Source organism: Thermodesulfovibrionales bacterium, assembly GCA_026417875.1.
Taxonomy (GTDB): Bacteria; Nitrospirota; Thermodesulfovibrionia; order Thermodesulfovibrionales; family CALJEL01; genus CALJEL01.
Window position 1 is genome coordinate 1 of record JAOACK010000018.1, and the last position, 22,785, is coordinate 22,785.

Annotated in this window: 18 protein-coding genes; 9 read left to right on the top strand and 9 right to left on the bottom strand. The window is 39.4% G+C overall.

The annotated features are described in order from the left end of the window. Together N2257_04885 and nifH are read right to left on the bottom strand one after the other, a co-directional pair. The coding region (locus N2257_04885; protein ID MCX7793723.1) for a nitrogenase molybdenum-iron protein alpha chain at window positions 1-446 on the bottom strand (446 nt) is incomplete at its 3' end. 12 nt (window positions 447-458) lie between these two features. Next, window positions 459-1,298 carry a nitrogenase iron protein gene (gene nifH / locus N2257_04890; protein MCX7793724.1) on the bottom strand — a complete coding sequence of 280 codons (840 nt, stop codon included), beginning with the start codon at window positions 1,296-1,298 and terminating at the stop codon, window positions 459-461. A 153-nt stretch (window positions 1,299-1,451) separates the two neighbouring features. On the opposite strand from nifH, the gene N2257_04895 reads away from it, so the two are divergent. After that, window positions 1,452-2,966: a sigma 54-interacting transcriptional regulator gene (locus N2257_04895; protein MCX7793725.1), complete on the top strand. Its 1,515-nt coding sequence runs from the start codon at window positions 1,452-1,454 to the stop codon at window positions 2,964-2,966. Between the two features lie 17 nt (window positions 2,967-2,983). Here the strand turns inward: N2257_04895 and N2257_04900 are convergent, their stop codons facing one another. After that, window positions 2,984-4,315 carry a glutamine synthetase family protein gene (locus tag N2257_04900; GenBank protein MCX7793726.1) on the bottom strand — a complete coding sequence of 444 codons (1,332 nt, stop codon included), beginning with the start codon at window positions 4,313-4,315 and terminating at the stop codon, window positions 2,984-2,986. Between the two features lie 15 nt (window positions 4,316-4,330). Next, on the bottom strand, window positions 4,331-5,008 hold the full coding sequence (locus N2257_04905) for a hypothetical protein (GenBank protein ID MCX7793727.1): 678 nt from the start codon (window positions 5,006-5,008) through the stop codon (window positions 4,331-4,333). A 161-nt stretch (window positions 5,009-5,169) separates the two neighbouring features. On the opposite strand from N2257_04905, the gene N2257_04910 reads away from it, so the two are divergent. From N2257_04910 to gspE, 7 genes are all read left to right on the top strand, one after another. Beyond that, a complete protein-coding gene (locus N2257_04910; protein ID MCX7793728.1) occupies window positions 5,170-6,432 on the top strand; it encodes a helix-turn-helix domain-containing protein in 1,263 nt (420 codons plus the stop codon). 123 nt (window positions 6,433-6,555) lie between these two features. Next, window positions 6,556-8,130: an FMN-binding glutamate synthase family protein gene (locus N2257_04915; GenBank protein MCX7793729.1), complete on the top strand. Its 1,575-nt coding sequence runs from the start codon at window positions 6,556-6,558 to the stop codon at window positions 8,128-8,130. Between the two features lie 60 nt (window positions 8,131-8,190). Beyond that, window positions 8,191-9,513 (top strand): glutamine synthetase family protein, encoded by a 1,323-nt coding sequence (locus tag N2257_04920; protein ID MCX7793730.1) that lies wholly within the window; start codon window positions 8,191-8,193, stop codon window positions 9,511-9,513. A 12-nt stretch (window positions 9,514-9,525) separates the two neighbouring features. Continuing rightward, entirely contained in the window at window positions 9,526-10,500 is a 975-nt protein-coding gene (locus tag N2257_04925) for an NrpR regulatory domain-containing protein (GenBank protein ID MCX7793731.1), read from the top strand. 211 nt (window positions 10,501-10,711) lie between these two features. Then, window positions 10,712-11,461 carry a hypothetical protein gene (locus N2257_04930; GenBank protein MCX7793732.1) on the top strand — a complete coding sequence of 250 codons (750 nt, stop codon included), beginning with the start codon at window positions 10,712-10,714 and terminating at the stop codon, window positions 11,459-11,461. A gap of 142 nt (window positions 11,462-11,603) precedes the next feature. Continuing rightward, window positions 11,604-13,655 carry a type II secretion system secretin GspD gene (gspD, locus tag N2257_04935; GenBank protein MCX7793733.1) on the top strand — a complete coding sequence of 684 codons (2,052 nt, stop codon included), beginning with the start codon at window positions 11,604-11,606 and terminating at the stop codon, window positions 13,653-13,655. Between the two features lie 143 nt (window positions 13,656-13,798). Beyond that, the gene (gspE, locus tag N2257_04940; GenBank protein ID MCX7793734.1) at window positions 13,799-15,307 is read left to right on the top strand and encodes a type II secretion system ATPase GspE; all 1,509 of its coding nucleotides are present in this window, start codon (window positions 13,799-13,801) and stop codon (window positions 15,305-15,307) included. A 17-nt stretch (window positions 15,308-15,324) separates the two neighbouring features. Here the strand turns inward: gspE and ispE are convergent, their stop codons facing one another. Both ispE and N2257_04950 read right to left on the bottom strand, forming a co-directional pair. Then, entirely contained in the window at window positions 15,325-16,203 is an 879-nt protein-coding gene (gene ispE, locus N2257_04945; GenBank protein ID MCX7793735.1) for a 4-(cytidine 5'-diphospho)-2-C-methyl-D-erythritol kinase, read from the bottom strand. A gap of 176 nt (window positions 16,204-16,379) precedes the next feature. Then, on the bottom strand, window positions 16,380-18,101 hold the full coding sequence (locus N2257_04950) for a tetratricopeptide repeat protein (protein ID MCX7793736.1): 1,722 nt from the start codon (window positions 18,099-18,101) through the stop codon (window positions 16,380-16,382). A 29-nt stretch (window positions 18,102-18,130) separates the two neighbouring features. Here N2257_04950 and N2257_04955 point away from each other — a divergent pair, with 29 nt between their 5' ends. Then, window positions 18,131-19,900, top strand: a complete 1,770-nt coding sequence (locus N2257_04955; GenBank protein ID MCX7793737.1) for a hypothetical protein — start codon at window positions 18,131-18,133, stop codon at window positions 19,898-19,900. Between the two features lie 48 nt (window positions 19,901-19,948). Here N2257_04955 and N2257_04960 read toward each other — a convergent pair whose 3' ends face one another. From N2257_04960 to N2257_04970, 3 genes are read right to left on the bottom strand one after another with little or no spacing between them, the layout of a single operon-like run. After that, window positions 19,949-20,905 carry a bifunctional riboflavin kinase/FAD synthetase gene (locus N2257_04960; protein MCX7793738.1) on the bottom strand — a complete coding sequence of 319 codons (957 nt, stop codon included), beginning with the start codon at window positions 20,903-20,905 and terminating at the stop codon, window positions 19,949-19,951. Then, window positions 20,883-21,506 carry a dephospho-CoA kinase gene (coaE, locus tag N2257_04965; GenBank protein ID MCX7793739.1) on the bottom strand — a complete coding sequence of 208 codons (624 nt, stop codon included), beginning with the start codon at window positions 21,504-21,506 and terminating at the stop codon, window positions 20,883-20,885. The genes N2257_04960 and coaE overlap by 23 nt, the downstream gene beginning before the upstream one ends. Further along, window positions 21,503-22,729 carry an insulinase family protein gene (locus tag N2257_04970; GenBank protein ID MCX7793740.1) on the bottom strand — a complete coding sequence of 409 codons (1,227 nt, stop codon included), beginning with the start codon at window positions 22,727-22,729 and terminating at the stop codon, window positions 21,503-21,505. Before N2257_04970 ends, coaE begins: the two co-directional genes overlap by 4 nt. Window positions 22,730-22,785 lie beyond the last annotated feature (56 nt).

The window sequence follows — 22,785 nt, forward strand, 5'->3', positions numbered from 1 at the left end:
GTGATACCCTTTGCAAGAGGAAAGAGTTCTTTTATCTCACGACATAACTGTTCCAGTTTTTTATCCCCACCGAAGACTATGTCCTTTTCCTGAAAATCGCTTGTTATATGCATTGTGCCGAAAGTATCTATTCCGGTAATTCCATTATAATAATTTCTTCTTGACCACCAGCTGTACTGACCGCATCCTACAGGTCCATGACTTATATGCACAACATCCTTGACAGGACCCCACACAACACCCTTTGAGCCTGCATAGGCACAACCTCTTATTGTCATTACACCAGGTCTGGACTTGACATTAGACTTAACCTGACATCCTGAAATACACTCGCCCTTCGGATCATTTGCAGCCAGATGCTTTGCCCTGTCTTTTTTTGTTTTTTCCGGATAGATTTCTATAACCTCACTTATAATTTTTTGGGTTCTTTTAATTGCTGTGCTCATTTTTTTCCTCCTTTAAGCAACTTTTTCATCTTCAAGTATCCCAAATTCCATGAGTAACTGTTCGAGCTCATCCACTGTTAGCGGTGTTGGTATTACAAGATTCGTATTTTCAGCTATTTTCCTCGCAAGCGCTCTGTATTCATCAGCCTGTGGATGCTCTGGTGAATATTCTATGACTGTCATTCTTCTTAATTCCGCTCTCTGTACCTGGTTGTCTCTTGGAATAAAATGTATCATCTGTGTATTGAGTCTTCTTGCCAGTTCTGAGATCAATTCATATTCTCTGTCGACCTTCCTGCTGTTACAGATAAGACCACCAAGTCTAACACCTCCACTCTGGGCATATTTAAGAATTCCCCTTGCTATATTATTAGCAGCGTACATCGCCATCATCTCACCAGATGTAACAATATAAATCTCCCTTGCCTTTCCTTCCCTGATCGGCATGGCAAATCCACCGCATACAACATCTCCGAGAACGTCATAAAAGACAAAATCAAGATCATCAGTGTAGGCACCGTTTTCCTCAAGAAAATTTATAGCAGTTATAACTCCTCTTCCGGCACAGCCAACACCGGGCTCAGGGCCACCAGATTCTGCACACTTGATTCCCTTAAAACCTTCAAGCAGTACTTCTTCAAGTTCCAGATCCTCTACACTGCCTTTTTCTCTGGCCATGTCCATGACGGTTGCCTGAGCCTTTTTGTGCAGAATCAGTCTGGTTGCATCAGCTTTCGGATCACAACCCACTATCATGCACCTGTAGCCAGCTTCAGCAAGGGCTGCCACAGTGTTCTGTGTTGTTGTTGATTTTCCAATTCCACCCTTTCCATAAATTGCTATCTGTCTCATATAAAAACCTCCTTTTTAAAAATTTACTTAATTTTGTATGAAGCAATTAGCATGCCATCACATTTTTACAGGCAATTCTTTATCAAGAAAGAGAAAAAGGTTATGTATCAAAACAAATTTGTAATTTCATTTACATTTTTGTTATAATTTTTTATGTCCTTACTTGAAAGAAAGAATAGAGAGCTGACCGCTTTGTTTGAGGTAAGCAAGGTCCTGAGCTCATCTTTTGACCTGGAAGAAAATCTCTATCAGGCACTCAAGATACTTTCAGACCACCTGGAGCTAAAAAGGGGTACGATAACACTTTTTGATCCTCTAACATCTGAATTGAAAATAGCTGTTGCCTATGGCCTTACCAAAGAACAGATAGCAAGAGGAAAATACAGACTTGGAGAGGGAATTGTAGGCAGGGTAGTGGAGGCTGGTGCTCCTATGATTGTGCCAGATATAAGCAAGGAACCCATGTTCTTAAACCGGACTAAGGCAAGATTAAAAAAAGAGAATATCTCCTTCATTTGTGTGCCCGTAAAGATTAAAAATGAGGTTCTTGGAGTTCTTTCTGCCGACAGGATCTTTGATGAAAGGATTTCCTTTGAGGAGGACCTCAGGGTCTTAAACATAGTTGCAACCCTGATAGGACAGGCCATCATGTTGCACAAGAAATTTGAGGAAGAGAAGAGGAAAAGAGAAGAGCTAAGCATGGAACTCAAAGGTCATTTCAGATTTTCAAACATAATAAGCGTCTCTGATAAAATGGAAGATATTATAAAAACATGTCTTAAGATTGCAAGAACAAAAGCAGCTGTACTTTTAAGAGGTGAGAGCGGTACAGGTAAGGAACTCTTTGCCAAGGCTATTCATTATGAAAGTGACAGAGCAAAAGGCCCCTTTGTTGCCATTAACTGTGCTGCCATTCCTGAGAATCTCCTTGAAGCAGAACTATTCGGATATGAAAGGGGTGCCTTTACAGGAGCAAGCAGTTCTAAACCTGGTAAATTTGAACTTGCTGACGGTGGAACAATCTTTCTTGATGAGATAGGGGATCTGAGTTTCTCTCTTCAGGCAAAGTTGCTTAGAGTTCTTCAGGAACATTCCTTTGAGAGACTGGGCGGAACAAAGACATTAAAGATAGATGTAAGAGTTATAGCCGCTACCAACAGAAATCTTGAAGAAATGGTAAGGAACGGTGACTTCAGGGAGGACCTTTACTGGAGACTTAATGTGGTGCCTCTATTTCTACCCCCGCTCCGAGAGAGAAAGGAAGACATTCCTGTCCTTATAGAATATTTCCTCAAGAGATTTAATAAAGAATACAGTAAAAATGTATCTCTCACGTCCAGATGTCTTGAGAGATTGGTTAATTATCGCTGGCCTGGCAATGTGAGAGAATTAGAGAATACCATTGAGAGGCTTGTACTTCTCACAGATAAAGACACCATTTCAGAAGAAGACCTTCCCCTTTTCATAAAGGAGGACATTTCACTTGCCGTGAATAAATCAGGTTGCCTAAAAGTTGAGATTGAGGAGATTGAAAAAAAGAGGATTGAAGAAGCCCTTATCAAGACAAATTATAATCAGTCTGAGGCTGCTAGACTCCTAGGCATAACCCAGAGACAGATAGGCTATAAGATAAAAAAATACGGAATAAAATTTACCCCGGGGAGCTGACCCCGGGGTTTTTACTATTAAAGAATGGGCAGATAACGGTCTATCTCATAGGGATGGATCCTTATTCTGTATTCATCCCATTCTATCTTTTTGCTTGCAATCAGTTCATTGAATATATGTTCGCCTAGTGCCTCTTTAAGGAGTTCGGATTTCTCTGCTATCTCGATTGCCTCTATAAGGCTTCCCGGAAGTTCTTCTATACCCATCTTCTGTCTTTCTTCGGCTGAAAGATGATAGACATCGACCTCTGTAGGCTCGGGAAGTTTATATCCCTTTTCTATTCCCTTAAGTCCTGCATGAAGCATGCAGGAGAAGGCAAGATAGGGATTGCAGGCTGGATCGGGTGAACGAAGCTCAATTCTTGTTGCCTTTTCCTTTCCAGGTTTATACATGGGAACCCTTATAAGTGCAGAGCGATTCCTTCTCGCCCAGCAAATATATACAGGTGCTTCATAACCGGGGACTAACCTTTTATAGGAGTTTACCCACTGATTAAGTACAAGGGTAATTTCCTTTATGTGTTTTAAAATGCCTGCAGTATAAGACTTTGCCACATCGGAGAGATGATATTTATCCTTCGGGTCAAAGAAGGCATTCTTATCACCCTTAAAGAGTGACTGATGGGTATGCATTCCGCTTCCATTTTCACCAAAAAGAGGTTTGGGCATAAAGGTAGCATATACACCGTATTTACGGGCAATCTCTTTTACAGTTACCCTGTACGTCATGACCATGTCTGCCATCTCAAGGGCATCTGCATATCTTAGGTCTATCTCATGCTGGGAGGGTGCAACCTCATGGTGAGAATACTCAACCCTTATTCCCATTGATTCAAGGGCAAGGATGGTCTCTCTCCTGAGGTCCTCTGCAGCATCCATGGGATAGTCAAAGTATCCTCCTTCATCAAGGATATCAGGACATTTTTCTGATTTGAAATAAAAATACTCAAGTTCAGGACCTAAATAGAAATTAGTGAAACCCATCTGTTTCATCTTTTCAAGGCTCTTTTTCAGAACATATCTTGGATCACCCTTATATGGTGTACCATCTGGCTCAAGTATATCGCAGAACATTCTGGCAACAGCCTTTTCCTTGGGTCTCCATGGAAGGATTGCAAAAGTGGTTGGATCTGGCTTTGCGATCATGTCACTTTCATCAATCCTTGCAAATCCTTTAATTGATGAACCATCAAAACCCATTCCCTCCTCAAAGGCCATTTCAAGCTCATCAATGTGAATTGCAAAACTTTTGAGCTGACCGTGGATATCAGGGAACCAGCATCTTATAAATCTGACATCATGCTGCTTGATCAGCTCCATTACATCTTTTTTGTCTCTTGGTTTTTCCATAGCTCCTCCTGAGATTTAATTTTTTATGTTGAAAAAGGCCCTGTAAAACAGGTCTGCCTTTAATCTGTAGCGGGGATAGTATAGATTCGTAAGTTTCATTATGTTATCCAAATCATAACTGTCTGAAAACCATTCTATCACAATCTCCGGTGTAATCTCTATATGAAATTGAAGGCCATAGGAATTTCCGTACCTGAATGCCTGTTCTTGAAAGAGTTCAGAGGAGGCGAGCCGGAAGGCACCTTCAGGAAGGTCATAGGTATCTCCATGCCACTGAAAGACGGTTGTTGTATCAGAAGGTTCAACCAATGTTCTGAATACCTCATCCCTTGCTCCATCCAGCGTTGGTTTAACCGGAAACCATCCAATCTCTTTTTTTTCTCCAGGATAGACCCTTGAACCAAGCACATGGGCGAAAAGCTGCGCACCAAGACATATACCTAGGATCTTGCTATCCTTTTTGAGGGCGTTTTCAATAGATAGGGCAACCATTTTAAGAAAAGGATATTTATCCATTTCATATACAGCCATCGGTCCACCTAAAACTATGAGATATTCATATCCTTCGACCGTGGGTATCTCTTCCCCGGCTCCAGCTTCTATTATTCTGTAATCAATTGAGTGATAGCTCAAGAATTGAATTATTGTACCGGGTCCTTCAAGAGGCGTATTTTTTATGATCAATACTCTCATAGGCAAACGGTAACCAATTGCCTAATATGATAAATAATATATTATTATCCTGTCAAGTATATATTTTAAAATTTATAATAAATGATTCAAGGTCTTTAGCACACAAATTCATTAATGTCTTTGACTAAGCCATAATGCTTTGGCTATACTACGGGTTAGCCATGCACAGGATTTCCAGCGGTATAGGGGACCTTGATTTACTTATAGATTACTTGCGTATAGGAGATAATGTGGTATGGGAGATTGATTCAGGTACATCTCATGAGATTTTTCTTTATAACTTCATTAAGGAAACCACAAAAAATAAAGAGAGGGTTTATTATATAAGTTTTAATAAATCACCACAGAGCCTGTTAAACGAATTAGGTGAATTTATAGAATCCGGTTATTTTAATCTTATTGACTGTTTCACATCAGGAAAAGGGAAGAATGATAGCACCTTTTTAAGATTTTACGAAAATTCTGACATAAAGAATGTGATAAGATTTGAACATCCAGAGAATATAGAGGAATTTACAAAAAGAATAAATGCCACAGGAGATACAGTCAGACACAGAGCAAGATATATCTTTGACAGCCTTACCGGTATGCAGGAACTCTGGGGTGACGAAAAAGCTACATACAACTTTTTTACCTTTATGTGTCCGAGACTTTACGATCTTGGAACAGTTGCCTACTGGGTACTGGAAAAAGATGCACACAGTGAAAAATTTAAGGCCAATCTCAGACATGTAACACAGGTGGTCCTGGAATTATATGCGAGAAGGGAATATCTTTACATAAAGGCAAAGAAACTCGATGGCAGGGAAGATAGAGAAGCTTTTAAACCACATCTTTATGAAATTAAGGGAAGGGATGTATTAATTAGGCCTATAAAAAAAGAGACAGCAACAGATATAGGTGTCAGGATAAAGGAGGTAAGAACAAGGCTCGGGATAAGTCAGAAAGAGCTTGCAGATAAGATAGGACTCAGTGCAAGCTTTATCTCTCAGGTAGAAAATAATCAGATAAGTCCCTCATTAAGCTCTTTTCTTCAATTGTGTGATGCCCTTGGCGTTGATCCAGGCAATTTCTTTAAAACAGAGAAAAGGAAGCCGTGGCTCGTTATTAAAAGACAAAATCTTGATTTAAAGGATGTAGAAGAAGGTGTAAAAATAAAAAATCTTCTCTTTGATGATGTCCTCCTTGCTTTTATTGTAAATATAGGACCGAAATCAGGTCTGAATAGACACTTCTTTTATAGAAAATCTCCGGAATTTATTTATATCATAAAAGGGAGAGTAACTGTGAGGATTGGTGATTTTACAGATGAATTAAATGAAGGGGATGGTCTTTTACTTAAAGATGTCTTTCCATCTCAGTGGAGGAATGAAACTGATGAGGAGGTTGAACTCCTTATTGTTATACCTGAGTGTAAAGGATAGTTTTTTAAATTTACTTTTAAAAATTAAAAAGCCAAAAAATATCATAGATATTTTTTGGCCTTCTGGATTATAAATACTTAAATTTATCCAGAAGAATAAAGAATTACTTAATGGAGGTTTGCTATGAATTATGGAAGACCTAATGCAACAGCTGCAACTGGCACAAGAAACAGAGTGAATGACCCTGCTCCTTATTCCGGTATCTGTTCAGTCTGCCTTGATGGTTGTCCTGGTCCCTGTGAGATCGGAAAATCGTCTTATAGAGGAAGGGAGGTTATTTATCCCGGACCTTTCGGAAAGGTTACAGCAGGTGCAATAAAACAGTATCCTGTCGATTATTCCCATATAAATATACAGGGAACCTGTGTGGGAGCTGTAGGGATTGACCCAGATCCTGATAAGGCTATTTTCCCTGCCGTATCAACAGAGGTTGAGATAGGAAATAAACACAGGATTAAACTTAGTCTTCCTGTCTTTACTGGCGCACTGGGTTCCACTGATATAGCAAGAGAAAACTGGGAAGGTCTTGCTGCCGGTGCTGCTATTTCAGGAATAATTGTTGTTATAGGTGAGAATGTTGTGGGAATGGATCCAAAAGCTGAATTTAAGAATGGCAAAGTAGTAAAGTCTCCTGAACTTGAAAGAAGGGTTAAATGGTTTAAGGACTGGTATAATGGTTATGGTAATATATTTTTGCAGCAGAATGTCGAAGATACAAGACTTGGTTCGGCAGAATATGCAATAGAAAAACTTGGTGTTGAATGCATTGAGCTTAAATGGGGTCAGGGTGCAAAAGATATAGGAGGTGAGGTGAAGTTAAAGTCCCTTGAAAGGGCACTTGAATTAAAGAGGAGGGGTTATATTGTATTACCTGATCCCGAAGATCCCGTGGTACAGGAAGCATTCAGACAAGAGGAGTTCAAAGAATTTGAGAGGCACTCAAGACTCGGTATGGTTGATTACGATGATTTTATAAAAACAGTAAAGCATTATCGTGAAGCCGGAGCAAAGTTTGTTTCTCTAAAAACAGGGGCTTACAGGATTACAGACCTGGCAAGGGCTTTAAGATTTGCTTCTGATGCTGGTGTAGATCTTGTAACCATTGATGGCGCAGGAGGAGGTACAGGTATGAGTCCCTGGAGAATGATGAACGAATGGGGTATTCCAACAATATACCTCCAGTCCATTGCCTATAAATTTGCAAATCAATTGAAAGCAAAGGGAAAATATGTTCCTGATCTTGCAATAGCAGGAGGTTTTTCTCTTGAGGATCACATATTCAAGGCACTTGCCCTTGGTGCTCCTTATTTTAAGGCTGTATGTATGGGAAGGGCGCTTATGATACCCGCCTTTGTCGGAAAGAATATTAAGAAATGGGTTGAAGAGGATAAACTTCCAACCGAGATAAAAAAATACGGTGATGTTCCTGAAAGGATATTTATCACCTATGAACATTTAAAGTCAAAATTTGGTAAGAGGATAGAGGAGCTACCCTGGGGAGCTATTGCCATGTATACATTCTGTGACAGACTCAAGCTTGGACTCCAGCAGCTCATGGCAGGTGCGAGAAAATTTGCCATAAAACATATTGACAGGTCAGACCTTGTTGCTCTTACCAGGGAGGCCTCGGAGGTGACAGGAATACCCTACGTTATGGAAGCTGATATGGAGGAGGCGGAGAAGATTTTGTTGAAGTAAATTATTAAATAATGGGGGCTGAAAATCAGCCCCCATTTGCTTGTTTAGGGAGGAATGCTTATGGATGAAAAGGAGGTTCTTGAAAGAGCAAAGGCTGACAGGGTAATTTTTATAAATCTTCAGTTTACCGATATTCACGGTCGTTTAAAAGAGATAACTGCACCTCTTAATAGACTTGAAGATATAGTTAAGTACGGAGCATGGTTTGATGGCTCTTCTATTGAAGGATTTGCAAGGATCCACGAAAGTGATCTCTATCTCAAGCCCGATCCTTCCACCTATTCTATAATTCCCTGGTTGAGTTCTTCAGAGGAAAGAACAGCAAGACTGATATGCGATATCTACAGACCTGATGGCAGACCTTTTGAAGGTGACCCCAGATACATCCTGAAGAAGACCCTTGATAGAGCAAAAAGGATGGGATTGGAGTATAATCTAGGTCCTGAACTTGAATTCTACCTATTCAAGGGTAACGGAGAAAGGATACCACTTGACCATAATGGTTATTTTGATCTAGCAAGTGACGAGATTCATGAATTCAGCAAGGAGATTACTGCATGTCTTGAAACCTTTGGAATAGAGGTTGAGGCAATGCATCATGAGGTAGGCCCGGGCCAGTATGAGATTGATTTCAGGTATGGAGATGCCCTTCTTACTTCAGATAGACTTATCACTTTGAGGGCTACTGTAAGGGCTATAGCACAGAGAAGAAATCTTAGGGTTACTTTTATGCCAAAGCCAATTATGGGACTTGCTGGCTCCGGAATGCATGTTCACCAGAGTCTCTTTGATATTAAGGCTAACAAGAATGCCTTTTATGATCAAGAGGACAAATACAGACTGTCAAAGACAGCTTATAATTTTATGGCAGGTCAGCTTCACCATATAAAGGGCATGATGCCTATTCTATGCCCTACTGTTAATTCCTACAAAAGACTTATTACAGGTTTTGAGGCACCTGTGTACATTTCATGGGCAAGGATAAACAGATCTGCCCTGATCAGGGTTCCGCAATGGTTTGAGGAGAAGTCAGCATCGGCACGGATAGAGCTCAGATGTCCTGATCCAGCATGTAATCCCTATCTTGCCTTTGCGGTAATGCTTGCAGCAGGCCTTGATGGTATAGAAAAGAATATGAAATTGCCAGAACCAGTAGAGGAAGATCTTTACAGTTTTGATGAAGAACGCCTGAGTCAAATGAAGATTGATACACTACCATCTTCCCTTTTTGAAGCCCTTGAAGCAATGAAGGAAGACAGGATGATAGAGGAGATCCTGGGAGAACATCTTTATAAAAGATATCTTAATATTAAACTTAAGGAATGGAATGAATTCAAGATGCAGGTCACAGGTTGGGAACTTGAAAGATACTTTGATGTATGAAAAGAGGATACTATGAATAAAGTAATGATAGCAATACTTAAGGTTCTTGACAAACAGAATTCAATAATAGGCTCAAGGGAAATAGCAAGACAGCTCAAACTTCATGGAATAGACCTTACAGAGAGAACAGTAAGGTATCATCTCAAGATACTTGATGAAAAGGGATATACAGAGGTTTTTGGAAAAGAAGGCAGAAGAATAACGGAAAAGGGAAGGCAGGAGCTTCAGCATGCACTTGTTCTTGAAAAGACCAATTTTGTAATTACCAAGATAGAGACCCTTTCTTACCTGACAACTTTTAATATTGATACCATGGAAGGAGATGTAATACTGAATGTATCCTTCATTCCTGAAGATTCCCTTGATGCTGCTCTGAAGATCATGAAACCTGTTTTTTCTTCTCCCTATATAATGAGTACAAGATTTGTTTTAAAAAAAGCAGGTGAAAGAATAGGAGATATTGCTGTTCCCAGTGGTAAGGTTGGAATAGGAACAGTCTGCAGTATAACAATCAATGGTATTTTACTCAAGGCAGGTATACCAGTGACCTCAAGATTTGGTGGTATTCTGGAGATTGATGATAAAAAACCTCTAAGGTTTCTATCACTGATAAGTTATGAAGGTTCATCCCTTGATCCTCATGAGGTCTTTATTAGGAGCAAGATGACAGATGTTATGGATGCAGTAAAGAAGGGAAGAGGTAAAATACTGGCAAGTTACAGGGAAATACCAATCGTCTGTCTGGAAAAGGTTAAGGAGATATCAAAGATATTAATGAAAAGGGGTATGGGTGGAATTCTTGTCATTGGCTCTCCAAATAAACCTGTCCTTGGTATCCCTCCTGGAATTGACAGGGCAGGTATAGTCATAGCAGGTGGTCTTAATCCAGTGGCAGCACTTGAAGAATCGGGTATAGAGACTGAAAGCTCAGCCATGTCAACACTCTATCCTTATGGAGAACTAAAAAATTTCAGTGACCAAATATAAGAGAGTTATGTATTCAATAGAATAATAATCCGTGATGAAGATCGTCCGGATAAGAAGTTTTTTTATTTGCTCCCCTTTTTTAGCTGTGTTATAATTCATTATGCTTCTCGTTACTTTGTCAAAGATATTAAAATGGTTAAATCCATTATTAATTTTTTCTCTAATCCTCTCTATATTTTATTTAATAAGGGTTTTTCTGTCCCCTTCAGGTATGGAACTTGAAAGAGAAACCTTTCAAAAAAAGATTGAGACTCATGAGTCCCTCTCCATTGATGATTATGCAGCCCTTCTTAAAGATAACCCCTTTGGATTGAAGGGTGAGTTCAGAATACTGAAAGAAATAGAAAATTCCCATGCAGATAGCTTGATAACACTGATAGGCACTGTATCAGGTGGTGATCATGATTATGCAATTATTGTGGATTCAACAGGAAAGCAGGAGATATTCAGAAAGGGTCAGGATGTTTTCGGAATAGGAAGACTCAAGGCAGTTTATAAAAATAAAATTATCCTAAAGACAACATCAGGTGACAGGGTCTATGAGATTGCAGATGTGATAATAACAGAGCTAAGAGGTCATAGCCCAGAGGTGGCAAGAAGTCCAGTGGTCAGATCCCAGACAGGTTTAGTAAGGTCAGCTCCAAATGTCTTTACAATCAGCTCTGATGCCCTCAGACAGGCTATAGAAAATCCGAGGGAGATACTGACAGATGCAAGGTTTATTCCTAATATTGTTGATGGAAGGCAGGAAGGTTTTGTAGTTAGAGAGTTAAAGAAAGGTGGGGTTTATGAGAGTCTCGGTCTTGAAGACGGTGATATCCTTCTAAGGGTAAATGATCTTCCCATTACAGGACCGGAAAGTGCTCTCCAGGCATTCAGCGCCCTTAAGGGAATGGACAGGATAGAACTTGATATTATGAGAAGGGGTCAGAGGATAAGTATGACCTATCAGATCAGATGAGGAGGTAGATTTGGTAGAAAGGGGTTGCATATTAAGGTCATTATTAAGGGTCTTAATGTTATCTTTCTACCTTTATTCTTTAATCTTAAGCATATATTTCATTAAGGAATGTTATGCCCAGATAACTGAATCTTCAAAGAGGATGGTGACCTTCAATTTCGTTGATGTGGATCTTCCTGTAATCACAAAATTTATCAGTGAGATAACAGGTAAGAATTTTATCTTTGATGAGCGTGTGAAAGGCAAAATCACTATAATTGCACCCGCAAAGATAAGCATAGACGAAGCCTATGACCTTTTTCTTTCTGTCCTTGAGATGAAGGGTTTTACGGTTGTTCCTTCAGGAGTTGATGCCCTTAAGATTATTCCCCTATCGGAGGCAAAACAGAAAGGGATACCGATTGTTAAAGAGCCCGTAAAGGTTAATGAGGGTTACATAGTAAGAGTTATACCCCTTAAATACATTACATCCGAGGAGGCGCAGAGATTTCTTCAGCCTGTGATATCTCGGGATGGATACATATCTTCCTTTGGACCAGGAAATTTTATCATGGTTGTTGACTCCGGGATGAATATAGAGAAGATCCTCTCCCTTCTTGAGATTATTGACCAGCCTTCAAAGGAGCTTGAACCGGAGATCATTTTTTTAAGATATGCATCTTCTGACCAGGTGGCAAGGATAATTAATGAGGGCTTCGGAAAATTAAAAACAAGGCCCCAGCAACCCCAGGTTCAGCAGTTCTGGGTTGCTTCTGAGCCAAGGCTCAATGCCCTCATAATCTTTGGGGACAGGGATACAAAGGATAGTGTTAAAAAACTTATAGGTTTACTTGATGTCCAGCCAGAGGGTGCTAAGGGCAGGGTAAATGTATATTTCCTTGAGAATGCTGATGCGGAAGAACTGGCAAAGGTTCTTGATGGTATTGTGAAGGGAGCTGCTCAGAGACCTGCACCAGGAGCACAGGTGCAACCGGCTGTATTTGAGTCTCCCCTGGGCATTACAATATCTCCTGATAAGGCTACAAACAGTCTTGTGATAGTTGCCTCAAGTGCTGATTATCAGAATCTTGTTGAAGTCATAAAGCAGCTTGACAGGAAACGCAGACAGGTCTTTGTTGAGGCAATGATAGTTGAGGCATCTATAGAAAAGCTTCAGGAGCTGGGTTCGAGATGGCGTATTATCGGAAGAAAGGAAGGAGAGCCTGTTGCGATAGGTGGATTCGGTACCATTGATACATCAACACTTTACAGTATAGTGACGGGTCTCAGCGGTTTAAGTGCTGGTGGAATGGGAAATTTTCTTGATATCCCCATATCGGTCATTAAACCTGATGGAACAGTGGAGGTCACGACACTTACAGTTCCGGGGTTTGCAGCGCTTTTTAGCCTTGATATGTTTAAAGATAGTGTGAATGTCCTGTCAACACCTAAAATACTTACCTCTGACAATAAAGAGGCAGAGATCGTTGTTGGTGAAAATGTACCTTTTATATCAAAAAGAGAAAGGGATCCAGCTGCTCAGAATATACTCTTGAGTTCCATAGAAAGAAAGGATGTCGGGATAACACTTAAAATTACACCTCAGGTTACCGAGGGAGATTATGTTAAGCTTGACATCTATCAGGAAATCTCTGCTGTCAAAAAAGAGGCTAATACGGATATACTTATTAATATCGGACCTACCACAACCAAACGTTCAACAAAGACCACAGTTACTGTAAAGAATAAACAGACTGTTGTTATAAGTGGCCTAATGCAGGAAAGGCATGAGGAGGTTGAGAGAAAGGTTCCCCTTCTTGGAGACATACCCATTCTTGGATGGCTCTTTAAATATAAAGGCGTTCAGAAAGCAAAGACCAATCTTCTGGTGTTCATAACACCCCATATTGTAAAAAATTCAGAGGACCTGGAAAACCTTACCACCGATAAGAAAAAAGAATTTTCTCGCAGTAACAACAGATATGCAGAAGGAGAGGTAATTATAAGATTCAAACAAAATATAACAGGAGAAAGAATAGATCAATTTTTCAGAGAAAATAGACTCTCGCTAATTGAATATACAGAAAAAACAGGTCTCTACAGAGTAAGACTTCCTGATGGTAAGGATGTAATAGAGTATGTTGAAGAACTCTCAAAGAAGCCGGAGATTGAGCTCGTCGAACCCAATTATGTATTATTTAAAACCAGTTCATAATATTCAGCAAATATAATAAATTTGGGATTTAGTTAAGAAAATGATAATGCTAAAGCAAAAAGGAGTTTTAATTTATGAATAATTATCGCTGAATTAACATTATAGAAATGAAAAAAAATCAAATAGTTGGAGTATAAATATCTATGAAACCAGAAAATCTCTCTCCCGATCTTTCACTTCTAAAAGAGATACCCATTACCTTTTCAAAGGCAAATCTCTTACTTCCTGTAAAGATATCTGATGGTGAACTGGTCGGACTCGTCTCTGATGAAAATGGCATGCTCAGTCTCATTGAGCTCGCAAGGAAAAAGGGCTTAAAGCCCTCTCCTTTAATGGTTTCGAGGGAAGAACTTCTTGATGCTATAGGCAGGTTCTACGGACAGCTCGGTTCAGCAGAGGAGGTGATGGAGACAATAAGTGGTGAGGATCTTTCCTCTGTTGCAACTGAGTTTGAAAAACCAAGGGACCTCCTTGAGCTTACAGAAGATGCACCCATAATAAGGCTCCTTAATGCAATTCTTCAGCAGGCTGTAAAGGAAAGGGCAAGTGATATCCATATTGAGCCCTATGAAAAGGATCTTGAGATAAGATTCAGGGTTGATGGAGTTCTTACAAAGGTTCTCAGTCCTCCAAAACTCATACAGGATGCCCTTATTACAAGGGTAAAGGTAATGGCAGCTCTTGATATTGCTGAAAAGAGGCTTCCACAGGATGGGAGAATAAGGCTTCTGATAGGAGGAAGGGATATTGATATAAGGGTTTCTATTATTCCCACTGTTTATGGAGAGAGGGTCGTTCTCAGGCTTCTTGACAGAGCACAGGGTATTAAGGGTCTTAATGAGGTTGGTCTTGAGGATGAAAATAAAGAGCTCATGGAAGGGCTTCTATCGAGGACAAATGGAATAATTCTTGTCACCGGACCAACAGGAAGTGGAAAGACAACAACCCTCTATGCCTGTCTTAACAGGCTCTATTCTGTAACAAAGAATATTATTACAATTGAAGATCCGGTTGAATACCAGCTAAAGGGTATAGGTCAGATACAGGTAAATCCAAAGATAGGGCTTACCTTTGCAACTGGTTTGAGATCAATTCTCAGGCAGGACCCTGATATTATAATGGTCGGTGAGATAAGAGACCTGGAGACAGCAGAAATAGCAATACAGGCATCTCTTACAGGACATCTTGTTCTGAGCACCCTTCATACAAATGATGCACCATCTGCAATAACAAGGCTTCTTGATATGGGTATCGAGCCCTATTTACTTGCCTCATCACTTTCAGGTGTGATTGCCCAGAGGCTTGTAAGAACAGTATGTCCTTATTGCAGAATTTCCTATGAACCAAGTTATTATGAAATGGCTTTTTTTGTAGCACCCGCTGAAATTAAGTCATTAATAAAAGGCTCTGGTTGTGAGCGATGTAAGGGTACAGGTTATCTTGGAAGGACAGGACTTTTTGAGATACTTATCGTAGATAATGAGATAAGAGAACTAATAAATAAAAAAACTGATAGCCAGACAATAAAGGAACATGCAGTTAAAAAAGGTATGAAGACCCTTAGGATGGATGGCCTGAGGAAGGTTCTTAATGGTATTACAACCATTGAGGAGGTCTTGAGAGTAACTCAAAGAGAGATTGATAATTTTTAATTTTAAAAAATTAACCTTTAATCTTTATTTTCCACTATTGTTCGGACGATCTTTGTCCATAAACCCTGAAATGCCTTTGATGCCTTTAATGCCTCTCTTTCTGTTCTGAAGATACCAAAGATAGTAGAACCGCTTCCTGTCATGGCAGCATAAAGTGAACCCTCATTAATCAGTCTCTCCTTGACCTCTCTGAGGAATGGATAATGATTAAAGACAGGTATTTCAAGGTCATTTTTGAAAATTACAGAATCTCTGATCAGGTAGAGAAAGGATTCATTCATTATACTTGATTTTATAAGCTCCCGAATGACTCCTTTGTCCTCAGTTCCGATAATATCTTCCTTTTTAGCTCTCATTCTCTCAAGTTCATTATATGCCCAGGCAGTAGATATAAAAAACTCTGGCTTTACAAGAAGAAGAACATATGATTCTTTAATATCTATATTTTCAATAATCTCACCCCTTCCACTAACTACTCCAGCAGGTCCCTTCAGGAAAAAGGGGACATCAGAACCCAGACTTGCACCAATCTCTGAAAGTTCCTTAATTGAGAGGTTCAATCCCCAGATTTTATTAAGCCCGATTAGGGTTGTAGCAGCATCAGAACTTCCGCCACCAAGACCAGCACCGTGAGGAATGTTCTTTTTAATCCTAATTATCGCACCACCTTTATAACCTGTTTCTTTCTTAAGAAAGCATGCTGCCTTATAGGCTATATTTTCTTCCTGAGGTATATTAAGTTCAGTTTCAACAAGAAGTCTTTCTTCAGGTTCTATCTCTATTTCATCATAGAGGTTAATTAACTGCATCAGGCTCATTATCTCATGGTAGCCATCAGGTCTTTTATCCATTACATGAAGAAACCAATTTATCTTGGCAGGTGCAAGGAGTTTCATCAGCAGATGTCTATAGGAGGTATGAAGGAAAGGATAATGTAGATTAATATCTCGGTAATCCATTCAGAAAGTTTAATCTCGCCGACCAAATCAGCCATCTTTATTCAGACAGAGCAAAGCTTATAATATCTTTTGTGACCAGATATTTTGGTATCAGGAGCAATCTCATATCCTGTCTATTGTGTCTTTAATTTTTTTTCAATACTATCTCTTAAAGAGGGTTCTTTATCTATGAATTCAAGGGCTTTTTTCCATGCTTCCCTTGCCATTTCCTTCATGCCCAGGGCATTATAAATATCACCAAGGTGGTCAAAAAGCGTAGGGTCATCCTTTAGAATCTCTATTGCTCTCTTGATTTCCCTCAGGGCATCATTTAATCTGCCCATTTTATAATAGACCCATGCAAGACTATCAATTATATGTCCGCTATCAGGTTTCAGTTCCAGCGCCCTCTGAATTAATCTAAGTGCTTCATCAAGTTTTATCCCCCTTTCAGCAAAGGAATAGCCAAGATAATTCATCGCCTCATAATGTTCTGGGTCAAGCTCTATGGTCTTTCTGAGTTCCCGCTCCATGTCATCAAACCTCTTTGCCTTCTCATAGGCTACTGCAAGATTAAAGTGCATGTCAGGATGTTCAGGAAATCTTTTAATTCCCTCTTCCAGTATACTGATAGCCCTTTCAGTTTCATTCATCTGGATGAAGAGTATGCCCGAAAAGAGATAGGGATCCGGTCTGTCAGGTATTAATTTAAGTAGTTTCTCGTATATGCTGATTGCTTCACTGTATCTTTTCTGTCTTGAAAGAAAGACTCCCATATTAAGAAGGGCATTTATGTTGTCCGGGTCGTATTCAAGTATCTTCTGAAGCTCCCTCATTGCCTCTTCAGTTTTTCCAAGCTCGCCCAGGGAAAGGGCAAGATAATATCTCGGCTCTATTGCATCAGGTCTTTTCAGTAGAATGAGTCTGAATTCCTCAATTGCTTTATCATAATTTTCCTGCTGCATGTACAGTAAACCCAGCCTCATGTGAGCATCAAGGTCCTGGGGCAGGAGCTTGAGGAGTTCCCTTAGTTCTGTAATAGCACTTCCATAGGATTTCTGCTTTATATAAAGCTGGCTCAGTCTCTGTCTCGCCTGAAGATTATGGGGATTGAGCTCGATTGTCTTTTTATAATACCTTTCTGCTTCTTTAAGATTGTCCTTCATCTCTTGAATCAGACCAAGATAAAAATAGGGTCCATCAAAATCATCCTTTTTATTTATTGCTTCTTTGAAGAAGCCCTCTGCCTTATCCGGGTTGTTTTTTTCAAGATATATGACTCCTGAATAAAAATAGGAAAGGGGTTCATCAGGAAATTGTCTTCTAAGAGATTCAAAGACCTGGAGAGCATCATCAAATTTTTCAAGGGTTGCATATATGCTTCCGAGAAAAACATAGGCTTCGCGGTTTGAAGGCTCTTTTTCAATAGCTCTTGAGAAAACCTTTATGGCATCTTCTACCCTTTTCTGGGCATTATAGAGCTGTCCGATAAGAAGCAATATCTGCACATTATCAGGATCAATTCTCAATCCCTCCTCCGCCTTCAGTATTGCCTCTTCGACCTTACCCAGCCTTATAAGGAGATTGCTTATCTGGAGCTTTAAATATGCTGAATCAGGATCGAGGGATTCAGCCTTTATATAAAAATTCAGGCTTTTCTGCCACTCTCCATGGAGTTCTGATTGATACCCGAGTATATAGTAATAATAGGGATTTTCAGCTTCTCCTGAAAGGAGAATTAATTCATTACTGTCAGGAAGATTAAGGGAGACCTCTTTAAAATTACTTGAGGAAGCACAGCTCCCTGTTAAAAACAGAAGCAAAATAAATGCTGGTAGTATTAATTTTTTCTTCATCTCAGTTATTATTATGACATAATAGTCTTATGAATAGCAAAGTTTATTGTGACATTGCCTTTCCCCTCAGGCTGGGTACACTGACATACCTTATCCCTGAAGAATTAACCTCAAAGGTCGGACCCGGCTCTCTTGTGGAAGCTCCGCTCAGAAAAAGACTCATGAGAGGAGTGGTTCTTAGAGTGAGGAATGATGCTTATGGAGATGCCAGTAGATTAAAAGAGATTATTGCTGCCTCTCCTTTTTTAAGAGAAGAAATTGTTAAACTTCTTGAATGGGCTGCAGAACATTATATGGCTGAAGAAGGTACACTTCTCAGATCAATGGTTCCCTCTTTTATCTTCAGAAATAGAAGATTGAAGTTACCGGAGATATTTCGGTCCAGTACCTCTTTCAAAAGTACTTACAGTGCCACCCTTATTATGGAGGATGTACTGAGAACAGGGAGATTGTTGAAACTTCTTGAAGAAGCAGAAAGGGGAGCTATCATACTTGTGCCTTCAGTTGAGTGGGCTGAAGAGGTTTATAAAAATGTTTCAGACTCCTACAGGGATAGACTCATTTTCTATCACAGCAGACTTAAATCCTCTGAATTGAGAGCAAATTACACTAAACTTCTTAATCCACAGAATCTTTCACATATTGTAATAGGTACCAGAAATGCTGTGTTTTCACCCTTCAAACCTTCCGTGATCATTGTTCTTGATGAGGCATCTGGTTCTTATAAACAGGAGGAGACTCCCTCTTTCAACGCAAGGGATATGGCTGTGATGAGAGCATATATAGAAGGTATTCCTGTCTATCTCTGTTCCGAAGCTCCTTCCCTGGAATCCATTTATAATGCAAAGGTAGGTAAGTATAAATTAGTAAAGACTGAACATAAAAAAAAGATTTCTATAATGGTCAACCGGATAAAGAGAGGATTCTCTGAAACTGAACTTTTTCCTGAAAGACTCCTAAAAAAAATTGAGCGGGTATTAAAAAAAGATGAGAAAATTCTCTTATCCCTTCCAAGATCAGGCTATTCTTTTATTTATTGCAGGGACTGCGGGAAGGTGCTCAGATGCGACTGCGAAGGTGCTTTTATTTTTTATAAAAGCAAAAAATATCTAAAATGCAGAATCTGTGATAATGTACTGGCATTACCCGACCTCTGTCCTCATTGCAGGGGTACAGAACTGAACCATCTATCAGCAGGAATTGAGAGGATAGAAGAATTTATAAAAGAAAGATTCAGTTCCTTTGCTCTTGCTGATTCCACTGATGGTATTACCATCTCACCGAGTCCCAGATTGCTTTACGGAGAAAATTATTATCTCGGTGTGATTCTCGATGCCGATATATTCCTTAATATGCCTGATTACCGGGCATCTGAGAGGCTCTTTCATGAGGTCTATTACCTTGCTCAAAGGATTAAAGATGGAGGTGAAATAATTCTCCAAACAAGGATACCTGAATACGAGGTCTTCAATTATATAAGAAGATTTGATTATATGGGTTTTGCTCTTTCAGAATTAAAAATGAGAAGGATCCATAAGTTACCACCCTTTTCAAGACTTGTAATACTCAGGATTTTCTCCAGAAAGGTTATTGATTATGATAGAGTAATCAGGTTTTTAAAAGATATGGATAGTTCAGTAAGGCAGATAAATTTAAGGAAAAGAAAGAAGACAAAAGCCAGTGAAGCAATTTACCTGTTGAGACTTGACAGAACATCATTCCGTACTAAAGTTGGGGATATAATTAGATTTTCAAAAGAAGAAGGTCTTGATGTGAGATGCTATGTTGATCCTTTATGATGAGAGGTAATTATTTTGCTCTGTCCATCACAAAAAACTTCTAATATTTTACTTTTTAAGTAAAGTTTTTGCCTGTTCTATATCCTTTTCGATAGCCCTTTTGAGTGCCTCAGGATTCCCGAATTTCTTTTCATTCCTCAATCTCTCTATAAAGTAGACCTTTATAAATTTATTTAGAATATCCTGATGGAAATCAATTATATGAACCTCGAGGCTGAGGTCTTTATTGCCAAAGGTTGGATTTGTCCCTATATTCATTACTCCATTAAGCAGTGTAACTTGGTCACCTTTTCTTCCTGTATGGTATTCTTCAATTCCGACCCTAACAGCATAGACCCCGTTCTTGGGGATAAGTTCTGAACCCGAAAGGATATTAGCAGTTGGATAACCGAGTATTCTTGAGCCCCTTCCTGCTCCACTGATAACCGTGCCCTCTATGGAGTAGGGTCGTCCGAGAAATTCCATTGCCTTTTTTACATCTCCTTTTTTGATTAATGCTCTTATCTTTGTGCTACTGACCGTCTGCCCTTTTATTTTTACAGGAGGTATAATCTTTACATTAAAACCGTATCTTTTACCCTCTTTTTTCAGAAGCTCGATATCTCCTCTTTTAGCTTTTCCGAACCTGTAATCCTTTCCTATTATTATTTCCTTAACCCCAAGGCTATCCACAAGTATCTTTTTGATGAACTCCTCAGGCTCAAGGCTGGCAAAGGACCAGTCAAATTTCACACATAGCAGGACCTGTATACCAAATTTTTCAATGATCCTTGCCTTCTCATCACAGAGCGTAAGGAGATGGAGCTCTTTTTCTGGATGGAAAAATTTCTGTGGATGAGGATCAAAGGTCATCAGGACGGATGTGCCTTTTATACTTTTTGCCTTCTCTACAACTTCTTTTATAATCTTCTGGTGACCGATGTGAACACCATCGAAGTTGCCTATGGTAAGAACGGTCCTTGAAGGTGGTTCCTTAATATCCTCAAGTCTTTTGATCTCCATCATTTACTCCTTCCTGTAGTTCTTCTTTTAACTGTGAATATACACTTTCTATCTGACCTTTAATATCCCTTCCTTCGGAGTTGTCTATTACAAAATCAGAACACCTTATTTTTTTATCATAGCCAAACTGATTATTCCATCTTTTAAGAATTTCATCTCTTGATATACCTTTTGCCTCAAGTCTTTTGAATATAGTCATATCATCTGCATATACGGTAATTACCCGGTCAAATTTATACTGATATCCCCTTTCAAAAAGAACGGGCATCTCGACAATTATTATACCTTCCTTTATATTACTTAAGATCCTCTCAATCTCCCGGAATACCTCAGGATGTATTATATTCTCAAGTTTTAGCCTGAGGAAGGCATCATTGAATATGATATCTGCTATTTTCTTCCTGTCCAGCTCGCCATCCGGAGTACAGACTCCTTCACCGAGCAGGTCTCTGACCTCTTTTTTTATTTCCCCTTTTTTTAAGAGCTCTCTTACAAGCTCATCAGAATTTATAGTTAGTGCACCTTTTTGTTTAAAAAACTCGAGAATATAGCTCTTACCTGCGCCATAATTTCCAGTGAGTCCAACCATGAGTATTTTTTTCATTCCTTTACAGGTCCCAGCAGGGTTATGGCAAAATCCTTGTTGTGGGTTAGTCTATCAGCAATCTCTTTGATCTCTTTGAGCGAGATTTTTTCTATCTGGTTGATTGTTTCTTTAATGGATATCTGTTTGCCATAGTATATTTCCTGCCGTGCTACATGAGACATTACATTACCTGTGGATTCAAGGCCAAGAAGAATATTTCCCTTTATCTGATCTTTTGTCTTTCTGAGTTCATCCTCTGTAATCGTATCCTTGAGTCCCCTCATCTCTTTTGTAACAAGCTCTATGACCTCTCCGTACCTTTTCTTTGAAGTACCCGCATAAACACCCCAGAGACCTGTATCTAAAAAACCATTAATAAAGGAATATATGGAGTAGGCAAGTCCTCTCTTCTCTCTGATTTCCTGAAAGAGTCTTGAGCTCACACCGCCTCCAAGAATGGCATTCAGAATAGAAATATGATATCTGTAGGGACTTGAGAGAGGAAAGGCCTCCACACCTATACAGAGATGAACCTCGGAAAGATCCTTTTTATGAATATTTTTTCTGTAATGAAAGACTGGTGTAATTATCTCCGGAGGATCAGAACCTGCATTCATGTTACCAAAATATCTGTTCAGAAGTTCAAGAAGTTTTTCAGGTTCAAATCTTCCAGCACAGGATATAACAATATCCTTTGTTCCATAATATTTATTTTTATAATTAAGGAGCTTTTCTCTTGTGAAGGTCTTTATGGTATCCCTTCTACCAAGAATGGGCTGCCCGAGCCCTGAATTGTCCCAGGCAGTCTGGTGAAAGAGATCATGTATATAGTCATCCGGAGTATCTTCAACCATCTTTATCTCTTCCTTTATTATGGATTTTTCTTTTTCTATTTCATCCTCTGGAAATACGGAATTCAGAAAAATATCACTGAGAAGATCTATTCCCTTTTCAATGAACTGGTCAAGGACTTTGATATAAAATGTGGTGGTTTCCTTTGATGTAAAGGCATTAAGCTCTCCTCCGATGGAGTCTATCTCTACAGCTATATCCTTTTGCGAGCGCCTCTGGGTACCTTTGAAGAAAATATGCTCAAGAAAATGGGATATCCCGTTTTCTTCTGGTTTTTCGAACCTTGACCCAGTTCTCACCCAGATACCAAGAGATACGGAACGGAACTCCTTCATAAGCGCCATAACAACCGGAATTCCATTCCTCAGATACTCTTTCCTGAATTCCATAAAAGGCTCCTTTCAGAATCTTTAATGACAGTGTAAATTACAGTTAATTACTGATT